Origin of the sequence: Pseudoxanthomonas suwonensis 11-1 (genome assembly GCF_000185965.1) — a bacterium.
Classification (GTDB): Bacteria; Pseudomonadota; Gammaproteobacteria; order Xanthomonadales; family Xanthomonadaceae; genus Pseudoxanthomonas; species Pseudoxanthomonas suwonensis_A.
The window spans coordinates 2,984,626-2,998,149 of sequence record NC_014924.1; the positions used below are offsets into that span (position 1 = coordinate 2,984,626).

General features: G+C 70.2%; 16 protein-coding genes. 8 read left to right on the forward strand and 8 right to left on the reverse strand.

Annotation, left to right across the window (positions count from 1 at the left end; genetic code table 11):
* Nucleotides 1–10: 10 nt before the first annotated feature.
* On the reverse strand, nucleotides 11–544 hold the full coding sequence (locus PSESU_RS13700) for a DUF924 family protein (protein WP_013536392.1): 534 nt from the start codon (nucleotides 542–544) through the stop codon (nucleotides 11–13).
* A gap of 131 nt (nucleotides 545–675) precedes the next feature.
* Here PSESU_RS13700 and PSESU_RS13705 point away from each other — a divergent pair, with 131 nt between their 5' ends.
* The 4 genes from PSESU_RS13705 (at nucleotide 676) to PSESU_RS13720 (ending at nucleotide 3,423) form a co-directional block, all read left to right on the forward strand.
* Nucleotides 676–1,299: a 2-hydroxychromene-2-carboxylate isomerase gene (locus PSESU_RS13705; RefSeq protein WP_013536393.1), complete on the forward strand. Its 624-nt coding sequence runs from the start codon at nucleotides 676–678 to the stop codon at nucleotides 1,297–1,299.
* A gap of 83 nt (nucleotides 1,300–1,382) precedes the next feature.
* A complete protein-coding gene (locus PSESU_RS13710) occupies nucleotides 1,383–2,324 on the forward strand; it encodes a DegV family protein (RefSeq protein ID WP_013536394.1) in 942 nt (313 codons plus the stop codon).
* Between the two features lie 64 nt (nucleotides 2,325–2,388).
* Complete coding sequence (locus tag PSESU_RS13715; RefSeq protein WP_013536395.1) at nucleotides 2,389–2,724, forward strand: hypothetical protein; 336 nt, start codon at nucleotides 2,389–2,391, stop codon at nucleotides 2,722–2,724.
* A gap of 24 nt (nucleotides 2,725–2,748) precedes the next feature.
* Nucleotides 2,749–3,423 carry a hypothetical protein gene (locus PSESU_RS13720; RefSeq protein WP_013536396.1) on the forward strand — a complete coding sequence of 225 codons (675 nt, stop codon included), beginning with the start codon at nucleotides 2,749–2,751 and terminating at the stop codon, nucleotides 3,421–3,423.
* Nucleotides 3,424–3,643: 220 nt separating this feature from the next.
* Here the strand turns inward: PSESU_RS13720 and PSESU_RS13725 are convergent, their stop codons facing one another.
* The 5 genes from PSESU_RS13725 to frmR form a co-directional block, all read right to left on the reverse strand.
* Entirely contained in the window at nucleotides 3,644–4,192 is a 549-nt protein-coding gene (locus PSESU_RS13725; protein WP_013536397.1) for a hypothetical protein, read from the reverse strand.
* Between the two features lie 74 nt (nucleotides 4,193–4,266).
* Entirely contained in the window at nucleotides 4,267–5,139 is an 873-nt protein-coding gene (gene fghA / locus PSESU_RS13730) for an S-formylglutathione hydrolase (RefSeq protein WP_013536398.1), read from the reverse strand.
* Between the two features lie 22 nt (nucleotides 5,140–5,161).
* Nucleotides 5,162–5,857: an NAD(P)H-binding protein gene (locus PSESU_RS13735; RefSeq protein ID WP_013536399.1), complete on the reverse strand. Its 696-nt coding sequence runs from the start codon at nucleotides 5,855–5,857 to the stop codon at nucleotides 5,162–5,164.
* A 3-nt stretch (nucleotides 5,858–5,860) separates the two neighbouring features.
* Entirely contained in the window at nucleotides 5,861–6,970 is a 1,110-nt protein-coding gene (locus tag PSESU_RS13740) for an S-(hydroxymethyl)glutathione dehydrogenase/class III alcohol dehydrogenase (RefSeq protein ID WP_013536400.1), read from the reverse strand.
* 61 nt (nucleotides 6,971–7,031) lie between these two features.
* The gene (frmR, locus tag PSESU_RS13745; RefSeq protein WP_013536401.1) at nucleotides 7,032–7,307 is read right to left on the reverse strand and encodes a formaldehyde-responsive transcriptional repressor FrmR; all 276 of its coding nucleotides are present in this window, start codon (nucleotides 7,305–7,307) and stop codon (nucleotides 7,032–7,034) included.
* Nucleotides 7,308–7,448: 141 nt separating this feature from the next.
* Here frmR and PSESU_RS13750 point away from each other — a divergent pair, with 141 nt between their 5' ends.
* On the forward strand, nucleotides 7,449–8,723 hold the full coding sequence (locus PSESU_RS13750) for an HD-GYP domain-containing protein (protein WP_041764181.1): 1,275 nt from the start codon (nucleotides 7,449–7,451) through the stop codon (nucleotides 8,721–8,723).
* 129 nt (nucleotides 8,724–8,852) lie between these two features.
* Complete coding sequence (locus PSESU_RS13755) at nucleotides 8,853–9,506, forward strand: hypothetical protein (RefSeq protein ID WP_013536403.1); 654 nt, start codon at nucleotides 8,853–8,855, stop codon at nucleotides 9,504–9,506.
* 76 nt (nucleotides 9,507–9,582) lie between these two features.
* On the opposite strand, the gene PSESU_RS13760 is transcribed toward PSESU_RS13755, so the two are convergent.
* On the reverse strand, nucleotides 9,583–10,962 hold the full coding sequence (locus PSESU_RS13760; RefSeq protein WP_013536404.1) for a glutamate--cysteine ligase: 1,380 nt from the start codon (nucleotides 10,960–10,962) through the stop codon (nucleotides 9,583–9,585).
* Nucleotides 10,963–11,145: 183 nt separating this feature from the next.
* On the opposite strand from PSESU_RS13760, the gene PSESU_RS13765 reads away from it, so the two are divergent.
* Nucleotides 11,146–11,844, forward strand: a complete 699-nt coding sequence (locus PSESU_RS13765; RefSeq protein WP_013536405.1) for a VIT1/CCC1 transporter family protein — start codon at nucleotides 11,146–11,148, stop codon at nucleotides 11,842–11,844.
* Nucleotides 11,845–11,880: 36 nt separating this feature from the next.
* On the opposite strand, the gene yihA is transcribed toward PSESU_RS13765, so the two are convergent.
* Nucleotides 11,881–12,501: a ribosome biogenesis GTP-binding protein YihA/YsxC gene (gene yihA, locus PSESU_RS13770; RefSeq protein WP_013536406.1), complete on the reverse strand. Its 621-nt coding sequence runs from the start codon at nucleotides 12,499–12,501 to the stop codon at nucleotides 11,881–11,883.
* Nucleotides 12,502–12,660: 159 nt separating this feature from the next.
* On the opposite strand from yihA, the gene PSESU_RS13775 reads away from it, so the two are divergent.
* Nucleotides 12,661–13,449, forward strand: coding sequence for a c-type cytochrome (locus PSESU_RS13775; protein WP_013536407.1), 789 nt, complete (start codon nucleotides 12,661–12,663; stop codon nucleotides 13,447–13,449).
* Nucleotides 13,450–13,524 lie beyond the last annotated feature (75 nt).

A 13,524-nucleotide genomic window follows, 5' to 3' on the forward strand; every position in this document is an offset into this window, starting at 1 on the left:
CCCGGTCGGCTCAGAACCCCCCGCCGGCATCCAGCCAGGCCTGCTCCTCCGCCGTGCTCACCCGCCCCAGTGCCTGGTTGCGGTGCGGGAAGCGGCCGAAGCGCGCGATCACGTCGCGGTGGGCGATGGCGTAGTCCAGGTAGGTCTTGTCGCCCAGCGCGGTGAACAGCTCGACCGAATAGTCCTGGTCGCCCATGTCCTCGGCGTGTTCCAGCGGCAGGTAGAAGAACGCGCGCAGGGCCGGCTCGACCGGCTGGTCGTGGCCGGCCTCGATCGCCCGCAGCGCGTAGCGGCGCGCCAGGCCATCGGTGGCGAAGGCGTGGCCGGTGCCGCGGTAGATGTTCCGCGGGATCTGGTCGAGCAGGATCATCAGCGCCAGCGCGCCGTCGCTGGCCTGCAGCCAGTCCTCGTGCTCGCCGCGCGCGGCGGCCATGTGCGCCTGCTCGAAGCGCGCGCATTCCCGGTCAAAGGCGGCATCGCCCGCGAACCATGCGCCGGGGCCGGCCTTGCGCCAGAACCCGACCGCTTCATCTGCCGTCGTCATCGCATCCTCCATTGCAGGTGTCCGGGCAAGCATGCGCCATCGCCCGTCGGCGCGGCGACATGGCGCGCCGCGGCGTGGCCATCGGGCGTGCACGGCGCATCATGGCGATGGATCTGCCGGAGGACTTACGGATGACCCCACGCTGGTACTTCGATTTCGTCTCGCCCTTCTCCTACCTGCACTGGCAGAAGATGCGCCCGCTGGTGGAGGCCGGCCGGGTCGAAGCCGTGCCGATCGTGTTCGGCGCGGTGCTGTCCGCGCGTGGCGTACTGGGCCCGGCCGAGATCCCGCACAAGCGCGAGTTCATCTACCGCCAGGCGCTGTGGCAGGCGCGGCGCGAGGGGGTGCCGCTGTTGTTCCCGCCGGGGCATCCGTTCAATCCGTTGCCGGCACTTCGGTTGTGCGTCGCAGCAGGAATCACCCCCGGATCGATCGATGCGATCTTCAATTCGATCTGGCGCGACGGCCTCGATGGCAGTGCCGCCTCGCTGACCGCGACCGCCCATGGCCTGGGCATCCGGGACATGGCCGCGATCGAGTCGCCGCAGGTCAAGCAACGCCTCCGCGAACTCACGGATTCCGCGCTGGAAACAGGGGTTTTTGGCGTTCCTACCCTGCAGGTCGAGGGCGGGCTGTTCTGGGGCAACGACAGCCACGACCTGATGATGGCGGTAATGGAGGAGCCGGGCATGCTCCGGTCCGGTCCGCTGGCCGACATCGGAATGTTACCGCTAGCTTTGGAACGCAGGCGTTGACCGTGACTTCCAGCTAGTCGCGCAGCCCGAAATTCTGCGATAGGGTTCACGCGCTTCACGTGCTGCACGCCTCGGGAGGGCCCATGCGCATAGGAATCGTCGTGGATTCGGCCTGCGACCTGCCGGCCTCCTTCATCCGCGAGCACGGCATCGTGGTCATGCCAATCACGGTCCGGATCGGCAACGCGGTTCTTGAAGACCATCGCGACGAGGAAGCCACCCTCGCCTTCCTGCATGCACACGTCGCCGAGCGCGGGCACGAGGCCGAAACCACGCCGCTGAGCGTGGAGCGGATCCGCGACCTGTTCCTGAAGCAGCTGGTGATCGACTACGACCACGTGTTCTGCCTGACCATCTCGCGGCTGCGCAGCCAGATCCACGAGAACGCGACCCAGGCCAGCTTCGCGATCCTCAACGACTACAAGCCCACGCGCCAGGCCGCGGGGCACAATTCGCCGTTCGCGCTGCGGGTGATCGACACCCTCAACTGCTTCGCCGGCCAGACGATCACCGCGGTGGAAGCCGTGCGCATGCGCGCCGCCGGCGTGGGCGTGGCGCAGATGCGCGCGCGGCTGGAGGAGCTGGCCCGCAACACCTGCGGCTTCATGATCCCGCGCGACCTGTACTACCTGCGCAACCGCGCCCGCATGAAGGGCGACCGCAGCGTGGGCCTGCTCAGCGTCGCGCTGGGCAGCGCGCTGGACATCAAGCCGGTGGTCCGCGCCTTCCACGGCGAAACCGAACCGGTGGCGCGCATCAAGGGCTTCGAGACCGCCACCGAGAAGATGTTCGAGATGGCCTGCCGGCGCGTGCGCGCGGGCCTGATGACCCCGACGGTGAGCGTCTGCTATGGCGGCGACATGGCCGAACTGCCTGGCATCCCCGGCTACGCCCGCCTGGTCGACACCTGCCTGGACCACGGCGTGGAAGTGTTCGAGAGCATGATGAGCCTCACCGGCATGGTGAACGTGGGCAAGGGCGCGGTGGCGGTGGGCTTCGCCTCGACCGAGCACGGCTTCGACTGAACGGCCCCACGGCTGCTTCGCACCGGCGTTGGTAGATTGAGGGCCCCTGGACAAGGAGCCGCCCATGACCACCTACGTGATCCGCCTGCCCGACCCGGCCACCGCACGCGGCAGCGAGCCTTCGCTGTCGTTCACCGCCAACGGGTACGAGGCCTTCGCCGAACAGCTGCAGGATGCGCTGCGCTCGCCGGCGCTGTTCGAGCGTTGGCGGCAGGCGCAGCCGGAACCGGACGAGGTGGATCCGGCCCTGGGCAGGACCGATCCGCAGGCCAGCGTCGAAGGCCGCCGCGAGGACCTGTCGGTGTACCTGACCGCGACCACGACCCTGCCCGGCGAGATCCTGCGCCAGCGCCTGCGCCTGCTGGCCGGTTCGAACTGGGAACTGCGCGATGTGCGCTGAAACCCGGCCCGGCCTGGCGGGCTGATGGCCCGGCGGATTCCCGTCCTGCTGGCGTGGAGCGGCGGCAAGGACGCGGCCTGGACCCTGCACCTGCTGCGGCAGTCGGCCACCCATGCGGTGGTCGGCCTGCTCTCGACCGTCAGCGAGGGTCGCGCCTCGATGCAGGGCGTGCGGGTGGAGGTGCTGCGCGCGCAGGCGTCGGCGGCAGGCCTGCCATTGGTGGAGGTCGCGATCCCGCCCGCGTGCGACAACGCCACCTATGCCGCGGCAATGACCGCCGCCCTGGACGAGGCGGCCCAACGCTGGCCCGGCCTGCGCACCATGGCCTTCGGCGACCTGTTCCTGGAGGACATCCGCGACTGGCGCCGGCAGCAGCTCGAGCCCCTGGACTGGGAGCTGCTGACCCCGCTGTTCCGCTTCGATACCGCCCTGCTCGCCCGGCGCATGATCGATGGCGGGCTGAAGGCGCGCGTGTGCTGCGTCGATACGCAGCAGCTGGATGCGCGCTTCGCCGGTTCTGCGTTCGATGCCGCCTTGCTGGCGGAACTGCCTGCGGGCGTGGATCCCTGCGGCGAGAACGGCGAGTTCCACACCTGCGTCTGGGATGGACCGATGTTCTCCGCGCCGCTGCAACTGCAACACGCCGGCGACAGCCTCGACGCCGCCCGCTTCGCCCGCACCGACTTCACGCTGGCCTAGAGCAAGCCCCAAAAACCGGGGTCAGAGTGCAATTTCCGTCCCGAAGGAAAACCGGGGTCAGAGTGCGATTTCTGTCAGATAGACCGTGGTCAAGGGGGCACGGCCGGGAAGAAATTGCACTCTGACCCCGGGTTGGCAGCCCGGCCGACCCGGAAAAACGCACTCTGACCCCGGTTTTGGCGGCCGGCCTGAACTGGGAATCGCACTCTGACCCCGGTTTTCAGAAGCCGGTGGCGGCGGCGGGGTCGCACTCGCGGCGGAGGAAGTCCAGGGCGGCGTGGACGCGGCTGGCGATCTCGCTGCCTTCCAGGTGCAGCTCGGCGTCGTGCTGCTCGCCGGCGAAGCGCAGGTAGACCCGCGATCCGTCCTGGCGCAGTGCGCGGATCGAGCCGAAGTGAAAGCCATCCGGGCTGCCCACATGGTCGTCGCCGACCATCCGCGCGAAGTCGGATTCGGTGGAACCGCCGGAGGCCGGGTCACGCACGACCAGCCAAGTGTTGGCGATCTCGCCGATCAGGTAGGAGCGGCAATGCCCAACCGGATCGGCGTCGACGATCGGCGGTACCGGATCGAACCGCGCCTGCAGTCCCTCGCGCCGGGCCTTGGCGATTACCTCGGCCATCATCGTCGACACGTAGCGGTTGCCCGGCAGGACCTGGCGCAGGAACTCCTGGGCGCTGGCCACGGTGCGCTTCGGCCCATCGGTTGCGGCGGCGCTGGCAGGCAGCACCAGCAACAACGCGGCCAGCATCATCCCCGGCTTGAGCATGATCCCCCTCCCCCTGTCCGGTATCACGTGGCGGCACCATGCCATGGCGCCGCCGCGTTTTCATGCTGCAGCGCTCAATGGCCGCCGCAGCAGCCGTCCGCCTCGCAGCCACCGTGGTGCCCCAGCAGGGCCGCGGCATGGTGCGCGACGTGATCGCCGATGAAGCTGGAGATGAAGTAGTAGCTGTGGTCGTAGCCCGGCTGGATGCGCAGGGTCAGCGGATGGCCGGCCTCGGCCGCCGCGGCCTGCAGCAGCTGCGGACGCAGCTGGCCTTCTAGGAACTCGTCGTCCCCGCCCTGGTCCACCAGCAGCGGCAGCTTCTCGCCTGCCTCGCGCAGCAGCTCGCAGGCATCCCACTGCCGCCACGCGCCGCGCTCCTCGCCCAGATAGGCGGTGAAGGCCTTCTCGCCCCACGGCACCTGGCTGGGCGCGACGATCGGCGAGAACGCCGAGACGCTGCGGTAGCGGCCGGGATTGCGCAGCGCACATACCAGGGCGCCATGGCCGCCCATCGAGTGGCCGCTGATCGAGCGCGCGGTGGTGACCGGGAAGTGCGCCTCGACCAGCGCCGGCAGCTCGTCCACCACGTAGTCGTGCATGCGGTAGTGGCGCGCCCACGGCTCGCGGGTGGCGTTGAGGTAGAAGCCGGCGCCCTTGCCCAGGTCGTAGCCCTCGGCATCGGCGACGTCCTCGCCGCGCGGACTGGTGTCCGGGCAGACGATGGCGATGCCGTGCTGGGTGGCGTAGCGCTGCGCGCCGGCCTTGGTGATGAAGTTCTGCTCGGTGCAGGTCAGGCCCGAGAGCCAGTACAGCACCGGGACCGGGCCGTGCGCGGCCTGCGGCGGCAGGTAGATGGCGAAGCTCATCGTGCAGCCGAGCACGGAGGATTGGTGGCGGTAGACGTCCTGCCAGCCACCGAAGCAGGCGCGATGTTCGATGCGTTCCATGGGTACTTCTCCTTGATGCGTTTCAGGCCGGCGCGGCGGATGCGCCCTGCATGCGCGCCGAGTCCAGGATGGTGTGGGCGGATGCGCGCGGCACTTCGCTGGCCAGGGCAGCGGCGACGTCCTCCGCGGCGATGGCGCGCAGCCGGGCCGGCAGCAGCGGGCGCAGCCAGCGGTCCAGGGTTGCGCCGAGGTGTTCGCCGCGGCGGTGCGGCTGGCCCAGCGCGCCGCGGTCGCCCAGCAGCAGCGTCGGACGCGCGATCACCAGAGCATCCAACGGCAAGCTCGCCAGCGCCTGCTCCAGTTCGCCCTTGGTGCGGCTGTAGAACACCCGCGAGTGCGGAGCGGCGCCCATCGCGCTGACCAGGCCGATGCGGCACACGCCCGCCTGTACCGCGGCACGGGCCACGGCGAGGTTGGCGTCGAAGTCCACCGCGCGGAAGGCCTCGCGCGAACCGGCAATGGAAATCGTGGTACCCAGCGCCAGGTAGGCCTCGTCGGCCATCGGCAGGACCGGCAGCGCGGTGAAGTCGACCACGTGGACCTGCAGCTTCGGATGCCCCAGGCCCAGCGGACGCCGCACCAGCGCATGCACCACGCCTACGCCCGGATCCGCGCACAGGCGCGCGACCAGCGCGCGCCCGACCAGGCCGCTGGCGCCGGCGACGAGCACGCTGCGCGTGCCCGCCGTGGCCTTTCCGTCGCTACCGGCCGCATCCATTGCTCAGTAATGGATCACGGTGCGGATCGACTTGCCTTCGTGCATCAGGTCGAAGGCCTCGTTGATGCGCTCCAGCGGCAGGGTGTGGGTCACGAACGGCGCCAGCTCGATCCGGCCGGCCATCGCGTCTTCGACCATGCCCGGCAGCTGGCTGCGACCCTTCACGCCACCGAAGGCGGTGCCCATCCACTTGCGCCCGGTCACCAGCTGGAACGGACGGGTGCTGATCTCCTTGCCCGCGCCGGCCACGCCGATGATCACGCTCTGCCCCCAGCCACGGTGCGCGCATTCCAGCGCCGCGCGCATCACCTCGACATTGCCGATGCACTCGAAGCTGTGGTCCACGCCCCAGCCGGTCATCTCCACGATCACCTGCTGGATCGGCTTGTCGTGGTCCTTCGGGTTGACGCAGTCGGTGGCGCCCATTTCGCGCGCCAGCTCGAACTTGGCCGGGTTGGTGTCGATGGCGATGATGCGGCCGGCCCTGGCCTGCTTGGCGCCCTGGATCACCGCCAGGCCGATCGCGCCGAGGCCGAACACGGCCACCGAATCGCCTTCCTGCACCTTGGCGGTGTTGTGCACCGCTCCAATACCGGTGGTCACGCCACAGCCCAGCAGGCAGGTGTGCTCCGGGTTGGCCTCCGGGTTGACCTTGGCCAGCGAGACCTCGGCGACCACGGTGTACTCGGAGAAGGTCGAGCAACCCATGTAGTGGTAGATCGGCTGGCCGTTGTAGGAGAAGCGGGTGGTGCCGTCGGGCATGACGCCCTTGCCCTGGGTGGCGCGCACGGCCACGCACAGGTTGGTCTTGCCGCTCTTGCAGAACAGGCACTGGCGGCACTCGGCGGTGTACAGCGGGATGACGTGGTCGCCCGGCTTGACCGACGTCACGCCCTCGCCCACCTCGACCACGATGCCCGCGCCCTCGTGGCCCAGCACCGCCGGGAACACGCCTTCCGGATCCTCGCCGGACAGGGTGAAGGCATCGGTGTGGCACAGCGCGGTGTGGGTGATCTTCACCAGCACCTCGCCGGCCTTGGGCGGGGCGACATCGATCTCGACGATCTGCAGCGGCTGGCCAGCAGCGAAGGCGACAGCGGCACGGGACTTCATGGGGAAACTCCTTGGGACGGCAACTAAGGTTGGACCGCCGGCCATGCCGGCGGCGGGGGATTCACTTGAGGTAGGAACGCACCAGCGCGGTGACCTCGGCGACCCGCGCCTGGCGCTGGTCGGCCGAGCCGGCGGCCTGGCCGAAGGTCTCGCGGATGTGCGCTTCCATGACCTCGGACATCAGGCCATTGACCGCGCCGCGGATGGCGGCGATCTGCTGCAGCACCGGCGCGCAGTCCGCACCGGCCTCCAGCGCGCGCTCCAGCGCCTCGGCCTGGCCGCGGATGCGGCGCACCCGGGCCAGCACGCGCTTCTTTTCCTCGGGACTGTGCGGCATGCCTCGGACCTCGCGGCTGATACTGGGGGATAGTATCAGCCGACACCGGATCGCGCCCATGCCGGCCCATCCGCTAAAGCCCGGTTGCGTATGGCCGATACCCTCCCGGTCCCCTGCAACCCTCCCCGCGATCCACCCCTGATGTACAGGACCGTTCCCATCGACCAGCTGCGCCCCGGCATGTACGTGCAGCGGGTCAATGGCGCCTGGCTCAAGCACCCGTTCTGGCGGACCTCGTTCCTGGCCAGCGAACGCGAGATCGAGCGCCTGCGCGACAGCGGCATCCAGTCGGTGGACATCGATCCGTCGCGCAGCGAGGACTGGGACGCGGAGGCCGGGGTGGAGAACGCGCCGGCAGAAGCCGACGCGGCTGCGGCCATTCCGGATCCCATGGCGCCGGCCGAAGCCGTGGCCGTCGCCCAATCCGTCGCCGCGCCCGCGGCACCGCCCGCCGCGACCCGCCGCGTGATCGTCCCGCAGGTCGCGCTGGACGCCGAGCTGACCCGTGCCCGCCGCATCTGCCACGAAGGCAGGGAAGCGGTAGAGGCGATGTTCCAGGAAGTGCGCATGGGCCGCATGGTCGACGCCGGCGAGCTGGTGCCGCTGGCGCAGGAGATCAGCGCCTCGGTCGGCCGCCATCCCGGCGCGCTGATCGGCATCGCCCGGCTCAAGACCGCCGACGACTACACCTACCTGCACTCGGTGGCGGTCGGCGCGCTGATGTCCAACCTCGCCCGCCACCTGGACCTGGACGAGCAGGCCTGCGCCGACGCCACCCTCGGCGGCCTGCTGCACGACCTCGGCAAGGCCTGCATCCCGCTGGAGATCCTCAACAAGCCCGGCCGCCTGGACGATGCGGAAATGGCGCTGATGCGCGAGCACCCGGCGCACGGCGCGCGCCTGCTGCGCGAGGCGGGGGTCGAGAACGAGACCATCCTGCACATGGTGCTGTACCACCACGAGCGCATGGACGGCGCCGGCTATCCCGCCGGCCTGGCCCCGGATCAGATCCCGCTGCTGACCCGCATGAGTTCGGTGTGCGACGTGTACGACGCGGTGACCTCCACCCGCGCCTACAAGGACCCCTGGGATCCGGCCGAGGCGCTGCGCTGCATGGTCTCGTGGAAGGGCCAGTTCGACATGATGGTGTTGAAGGCATTGATCGCCAGCCTCGGCATCTATCCGGCCGGCAGCCTGGTGCGACTGTCCAGCGACCGCCTCGCGGTGGTGCTGGAGCAGCGTCCGGGCAACCTCACCCGCCCGCTGGTGCGCGTGTTCTATTCGGCACGCCTGCGCAGCCACGTGCTGCACGTGGACGTGGACCTGTCCGCGCCCGGTTGCAGCGAGAGCATCACCGGCATCGAATCGCCGGCCGCGTGGGGCTTCCGCGACCTGCACAAGCTGTGGGCCCCGTGATCGCGGCCTGGCACTTCGGTTTCGCCAAAAACCGCTTGGAATAACGGGTTTTTCAGGTTTCCTGAGCAACCTTCGCGACATCTATATAGTCCGCTGCTCCCCCGTTCCATCACACTGCAAGGAGCAATCGTGACTGATATCCCCCGCCTGCCTTCCCTCGTTCCCTTCCTGTGCGGCGCGGCCGTGGTGCTGGCCGTTTCGGCCTGCGGCGACAAGACCCCCGCGAGCGTGCAGGAAGCCGCCGGCGCACTCACCGGTGGCAAGTCGCTGGCCTTCGACGACGGCGCCGACGTGTGCTTCCGCGAAGTCTCCGCGCTGCTGCCGGCGGAGACCAAGGTGCAGGAGATCTCCTCCTACTTCGGCGAGGACGGCAAGCTGCAGGTCTGCACCGTCGACTACCAGGACCCGCAGGATCCGCGGAAGCTGGTCGGCCAGCGCTTCGACGCGCACAGCGGCAAGTTCAGCGAGCCGTACCAGATCGAGCTGTCGGTCAGTGGCAATGCCGCCGACTTCCGCCTGGAGGATTACCTGGTGCCGCTGTCGCAGGTCGACACCAGCGGCCTCGGGGCCACGGTCGAAGGCCTAAAGCCTTCGCTGGACGAGGTCTATGGCAGCTACCGCTGGGTGAGCGTCAACCTCGAGTCGCCCGGCCCGTTCAACCAGGTGCATACCCTGCGCCTGAACCTGGAAGGCCGGCTGGCGGCGAACGACGTCAGGAACACCGGCTCGGCCTGGCTGGCGCTGGGCGGCAACGAGGTGGTCAGGAACGCCCTGCTGCCGTGATCCATCCCTGGCCCCGGTGCAATACCGCGGCCACTGCGGCGGCGTGCCCACGGGCGCGCCGCCGTCCCCGCCGGGATCAGTAGGCGAACTCGCGGAAGACCGGGTCGACGCTGCCCTGCCACGGGCCATGGAACAGCTCGAGCTTGCGCTCGGCAGGGGTCTGTCCGGACTCGGCGATCTCGATCAGCGAGTCGAGGAAGCGCGACTCGTCGATGCCGTCGGCGTTGAGCGCGGCACGCCGGCGCAGGCCGGCGGCGGAGATCCTCAGCGATTCGATCGCCAGCTCGCGCACCGTGGCGCCACGGAACGGCAGCTTTAGCGCGTGCTTCGGCACGCCATCGCGCAGGGCGTGACGCTCCCCGGTGCTGAAGTCCTTCACCAGGTCCCAGGCCGCATCCAGCGCCGCATCGTCGTACAGCAGGCCGACCCAGTACGCCGGCAGCGCGCACAGCCGCGCCCACGGGCCGCTGTCGGCGCCGCGCATCTCCAGGTACTTCTTCAGCCGCACCTCGGGGAAGGCGGTGGTCATGTGGTCGGACCAGTCGCGCAGGGTCGGCAGCTTGCCCGGCAGCGCCGGCAGGCGGCCATCCATGAAGTCGCGGAAGCTCTGGCCGCTGGCATCCACGTACACGCCGTCGCGGTAGCTGAAGTACATCGGCACGTCGAGCAGGTAGTCGACGTAGCGCTCGTAGCCGAAGCCGTCCTCGAACACGAAGTCGAGCATGCCGGTGCGGTCCGGATCGGTATCGGTCCAGATGTGCGAGCGGTAGCTGAGGTAGCCGTTGGGCCTGCCCTCGGTGAACGGCGAATCGGCGAACAGGGCGGTGGCCACCGGCTGCAGCGCCAGCGACACCCGGAACTTCTTCACCATGTCCGCCTCGGAGGCGAAGTCCAGGTTGACCTGCACGGTGCTGGTGCGGGTCATCATGTCCAGGCCAAGGTCGCCGACCCTGGGCATGTAGGCGCGCATGATCCGGTAACGGCCCTTGGGCATCCACGGCATCTCGTCGCGGCGCCACTTCGGCTGGAAACCCATGCCCAGGAAACCCAGCTGCAGCGGATCGGCGACCTGGCGGACCTCGTCCAGGTGGGTGCCGACCTCGACGCAGGTCTGGTGGATGTTCTCCAGCGGCGCCCCGGACAGTTCCAGCTGGCCGGCCGGCTCCAGGGTCACCGAGGCACCATCGCGCAGCAGGGCGATGGTGCGTTCGGGCTGGCCGTCCACGCTCTCGCGCACCGGCTCCCAGCCGAAGCGGACCAGCCCGGTCAGCAGCGCCTCGATGCCGCGCTCGCCATCGAACGCCGGCGGCCGCAGGTCGTCCAGGCGGAAGCCGAACTTCTCGTGCTCGGTGCCGATGCGCCACGCCACGCGCGGCTTCTCTCCGGAAGCCAGGTAGTCGACCAGCTGGTTGCGGCCGGTGACCGGGGTGTCGGCGACGTGGCTGGGACTCGACAAGGGCAGGCTCTCGCGCGGCGCAGGGGTGGTATCCGGCGCTGGCCGGCAGGGTGCGAACTATATCCTGACCACCGTTGCACCGAAGTACCGGCGGTGGCCCTCAGTATCCCGCGCGCAGGCGCTGCTGCGAAGCCGGCCGTACACTTCGCGCACCCGCCCGCAGGCCCTACCCGGACAGTGCCCATGCCCCGAAGCCGCCACGTCGAATCCCACCGCAGCGCCCGCGCCGGCTGGCTGCGCGCGGCGGTCCTGGGTGCCAACGACGGCATCGTCTCGATCGCGGGCCTGTTGGTCGGCGTCGCCGCCGGTGGCGGCACCCCGGGGGCGATCCTCTCGGCCGGCATCGCCGGCACCGTGGCCGGTGCGATGTCGATGGCCGCCGGCGAGTACGTCTCGGTGCGCTCGCAGGCCGACATCGAGGAAGCGGACCTGGAAACCGAGCGCCGCGAACTGCGCGAGCTGCCCGACGCCGAGCTGGCCGAGCTGGCCGGCCTGTTCGAGAAGCGGGGACTGTCGCCGGACCTGGCCCGCCAGGTCGCGGTCCAGCTGACCGCCCATGACGCGCTGGCCGCGCATGCGCGCGAGGAATTAGGCATCAACGAGGTGGTCAGGGCGCGCCCGCTGCAGGCGGCGATGGCCTCGGCGGCGGCGTTCTGCGCCGGCGCGGCCCTGCCGATCGTGGTGACCCTGCTGGCCCCGCCGCAGGGCGTGACCTGGACGGTGACCATCACCACGGTGGTCGGGCTGTTCGGGTCGGGCGCGCTGGCGGCCTGGGCCGGCGGCGCCAACCCCTGGCGCGGCGCGCTGCGGGTCGGCGGCTGGGGCGCGGCGGCGATGGCCGCGGCCCATCTCATCGGTGGCCTGTTCAACGTCGCCGTCTGAGCCGGCAACGGCTGGCACCTGGTTGGTCCCGCGCGGTTAGTCCTGCGCGGGCGCCGGCAGCAGCTCCAGCCAGCCGTTGACCACGGCGCGGGCCTCGTCCACGCCCTGCTTGTTCTCGCTGGAGAAGGCCTGGACCCCGACCCCGCCGGCACCGGCGGCCGCCAGCTCGCGGCGCACGGCGGCCACGGCCTGGGCCTGCTGGCCGCGGCCGAGCTTGTCGGCCTTGGTCAGCAGCGCATGCGCCGGCAGGCCGCGGGCGACCGCGTAGTCGATCATCTGCCGATCGTAATCCTTGAGCGGATGGCGGATGTCCATCACCACCACCAGGCCGCGCAGGGCCTCGCGGGTGCGGAACCAGTTGTCGAGGAAGCGCTCCCAGTGCGCCTTCAGGTCCATCGGCACCTTGGCGTAGCCGTAGCCGGGCAGGTCGACCAGGTAGCGCTCCGGCGCGACCTCGAAATAGACCAGCTGCTGGGTGCGGCCGGGGGTCTTGGACACGCGGGCCAGGGCGTTCTGCCGGGTCAGGGCGTTGAGCGCGCTGGACTTGCCGGCGTTGGAGCGGCCGGCGAAGGCAACCTCGAAGCCGCCATCGGGCGGCAGCTGCGCAGGCGTGTGCGCCGAGCCCAGGTAGCGGGCCTTTTCCAGGGGATTGGACATGGGCCATAGGATCGCATGCCGGGCGCCGGCGCGGGGCGATCCGATGGACGGGCGGGGGCCGCGCAAGGGTTTCGTTGACCGTCGCTGCCCGGCACAGGGATAATCCCGACGTTTCGCGGCTGTTCACGCCGCGCCGAATCGGGTTCCTGGAGCTCTAGCATGCGCCACGCTCGCGTTATCGCCCTTGCCGGACTGGCCGTCGCGGTCACTGCCGTCGCCGCCTACGCTGCACAGACCACGGTGGTGCCGATCCCGGACAACGAGCCGGTGCAGGAACAGCCGCTCGAGGTCGACCTGGCCAAGACCCACTGGGGCGATGCCGAGAACGGCGCCACCGTGGCCGCGCCCTGCGCCGCCTGCCACGGCGCCGACGGCAACCCGACCGACCCGATGTACCCGCGCATCGCCGGCCAGAACGAGCGCTACATCGCCCGCCAGCTGGCCCTGTTCGCCTCCGGCGAGCGCCACAGCGGCCTGGCCGCGGTGATGATGCCGTTCGCCCAGGCCCTGAGCCCGCAGGAGATGCGCGACGTCGGCGCGTTCTTCGCCAGGCAGAAGTCCGGTGCCGGCGTGGCCGACGACACCGAGATCGCCGCCGGCCCCTACGCCGGCATGAAGTTCTACGAGGTCGGCCAGAAGCTGTACCGCAGCGGCGACGCCGAGCGCGGCATCCCGGCCTGCATGGCTTGCCACGGCCCGAGCGGCGCCGGCAACCCGGGCCCGTCCTACCCGCACGTGGGTGGCCAGATGTCCGAGTACACCGCCCGTCGGCTGGAGGAGTACCGCGCCGGCGTGACCAGCGAGCGCGAGCCGGCCCTGTTCCACATCATGTCCAGGGTGGCCTCGAAGCTGACCGACGAGGAGATCGGCAGCCTCGCCAGCTACCTGCAGGGCCTGCACGACCGCGCCGACGACGTGGCCGCCGCGCAGACCGCCAGCGCCCAGTGAACTTCCAGCCGCCTGCGGCGGTCGTAGCGAGCGTGGTCCCTCTCTGATTCTGTTCGCGCCGGCCCCCGTGGCCGG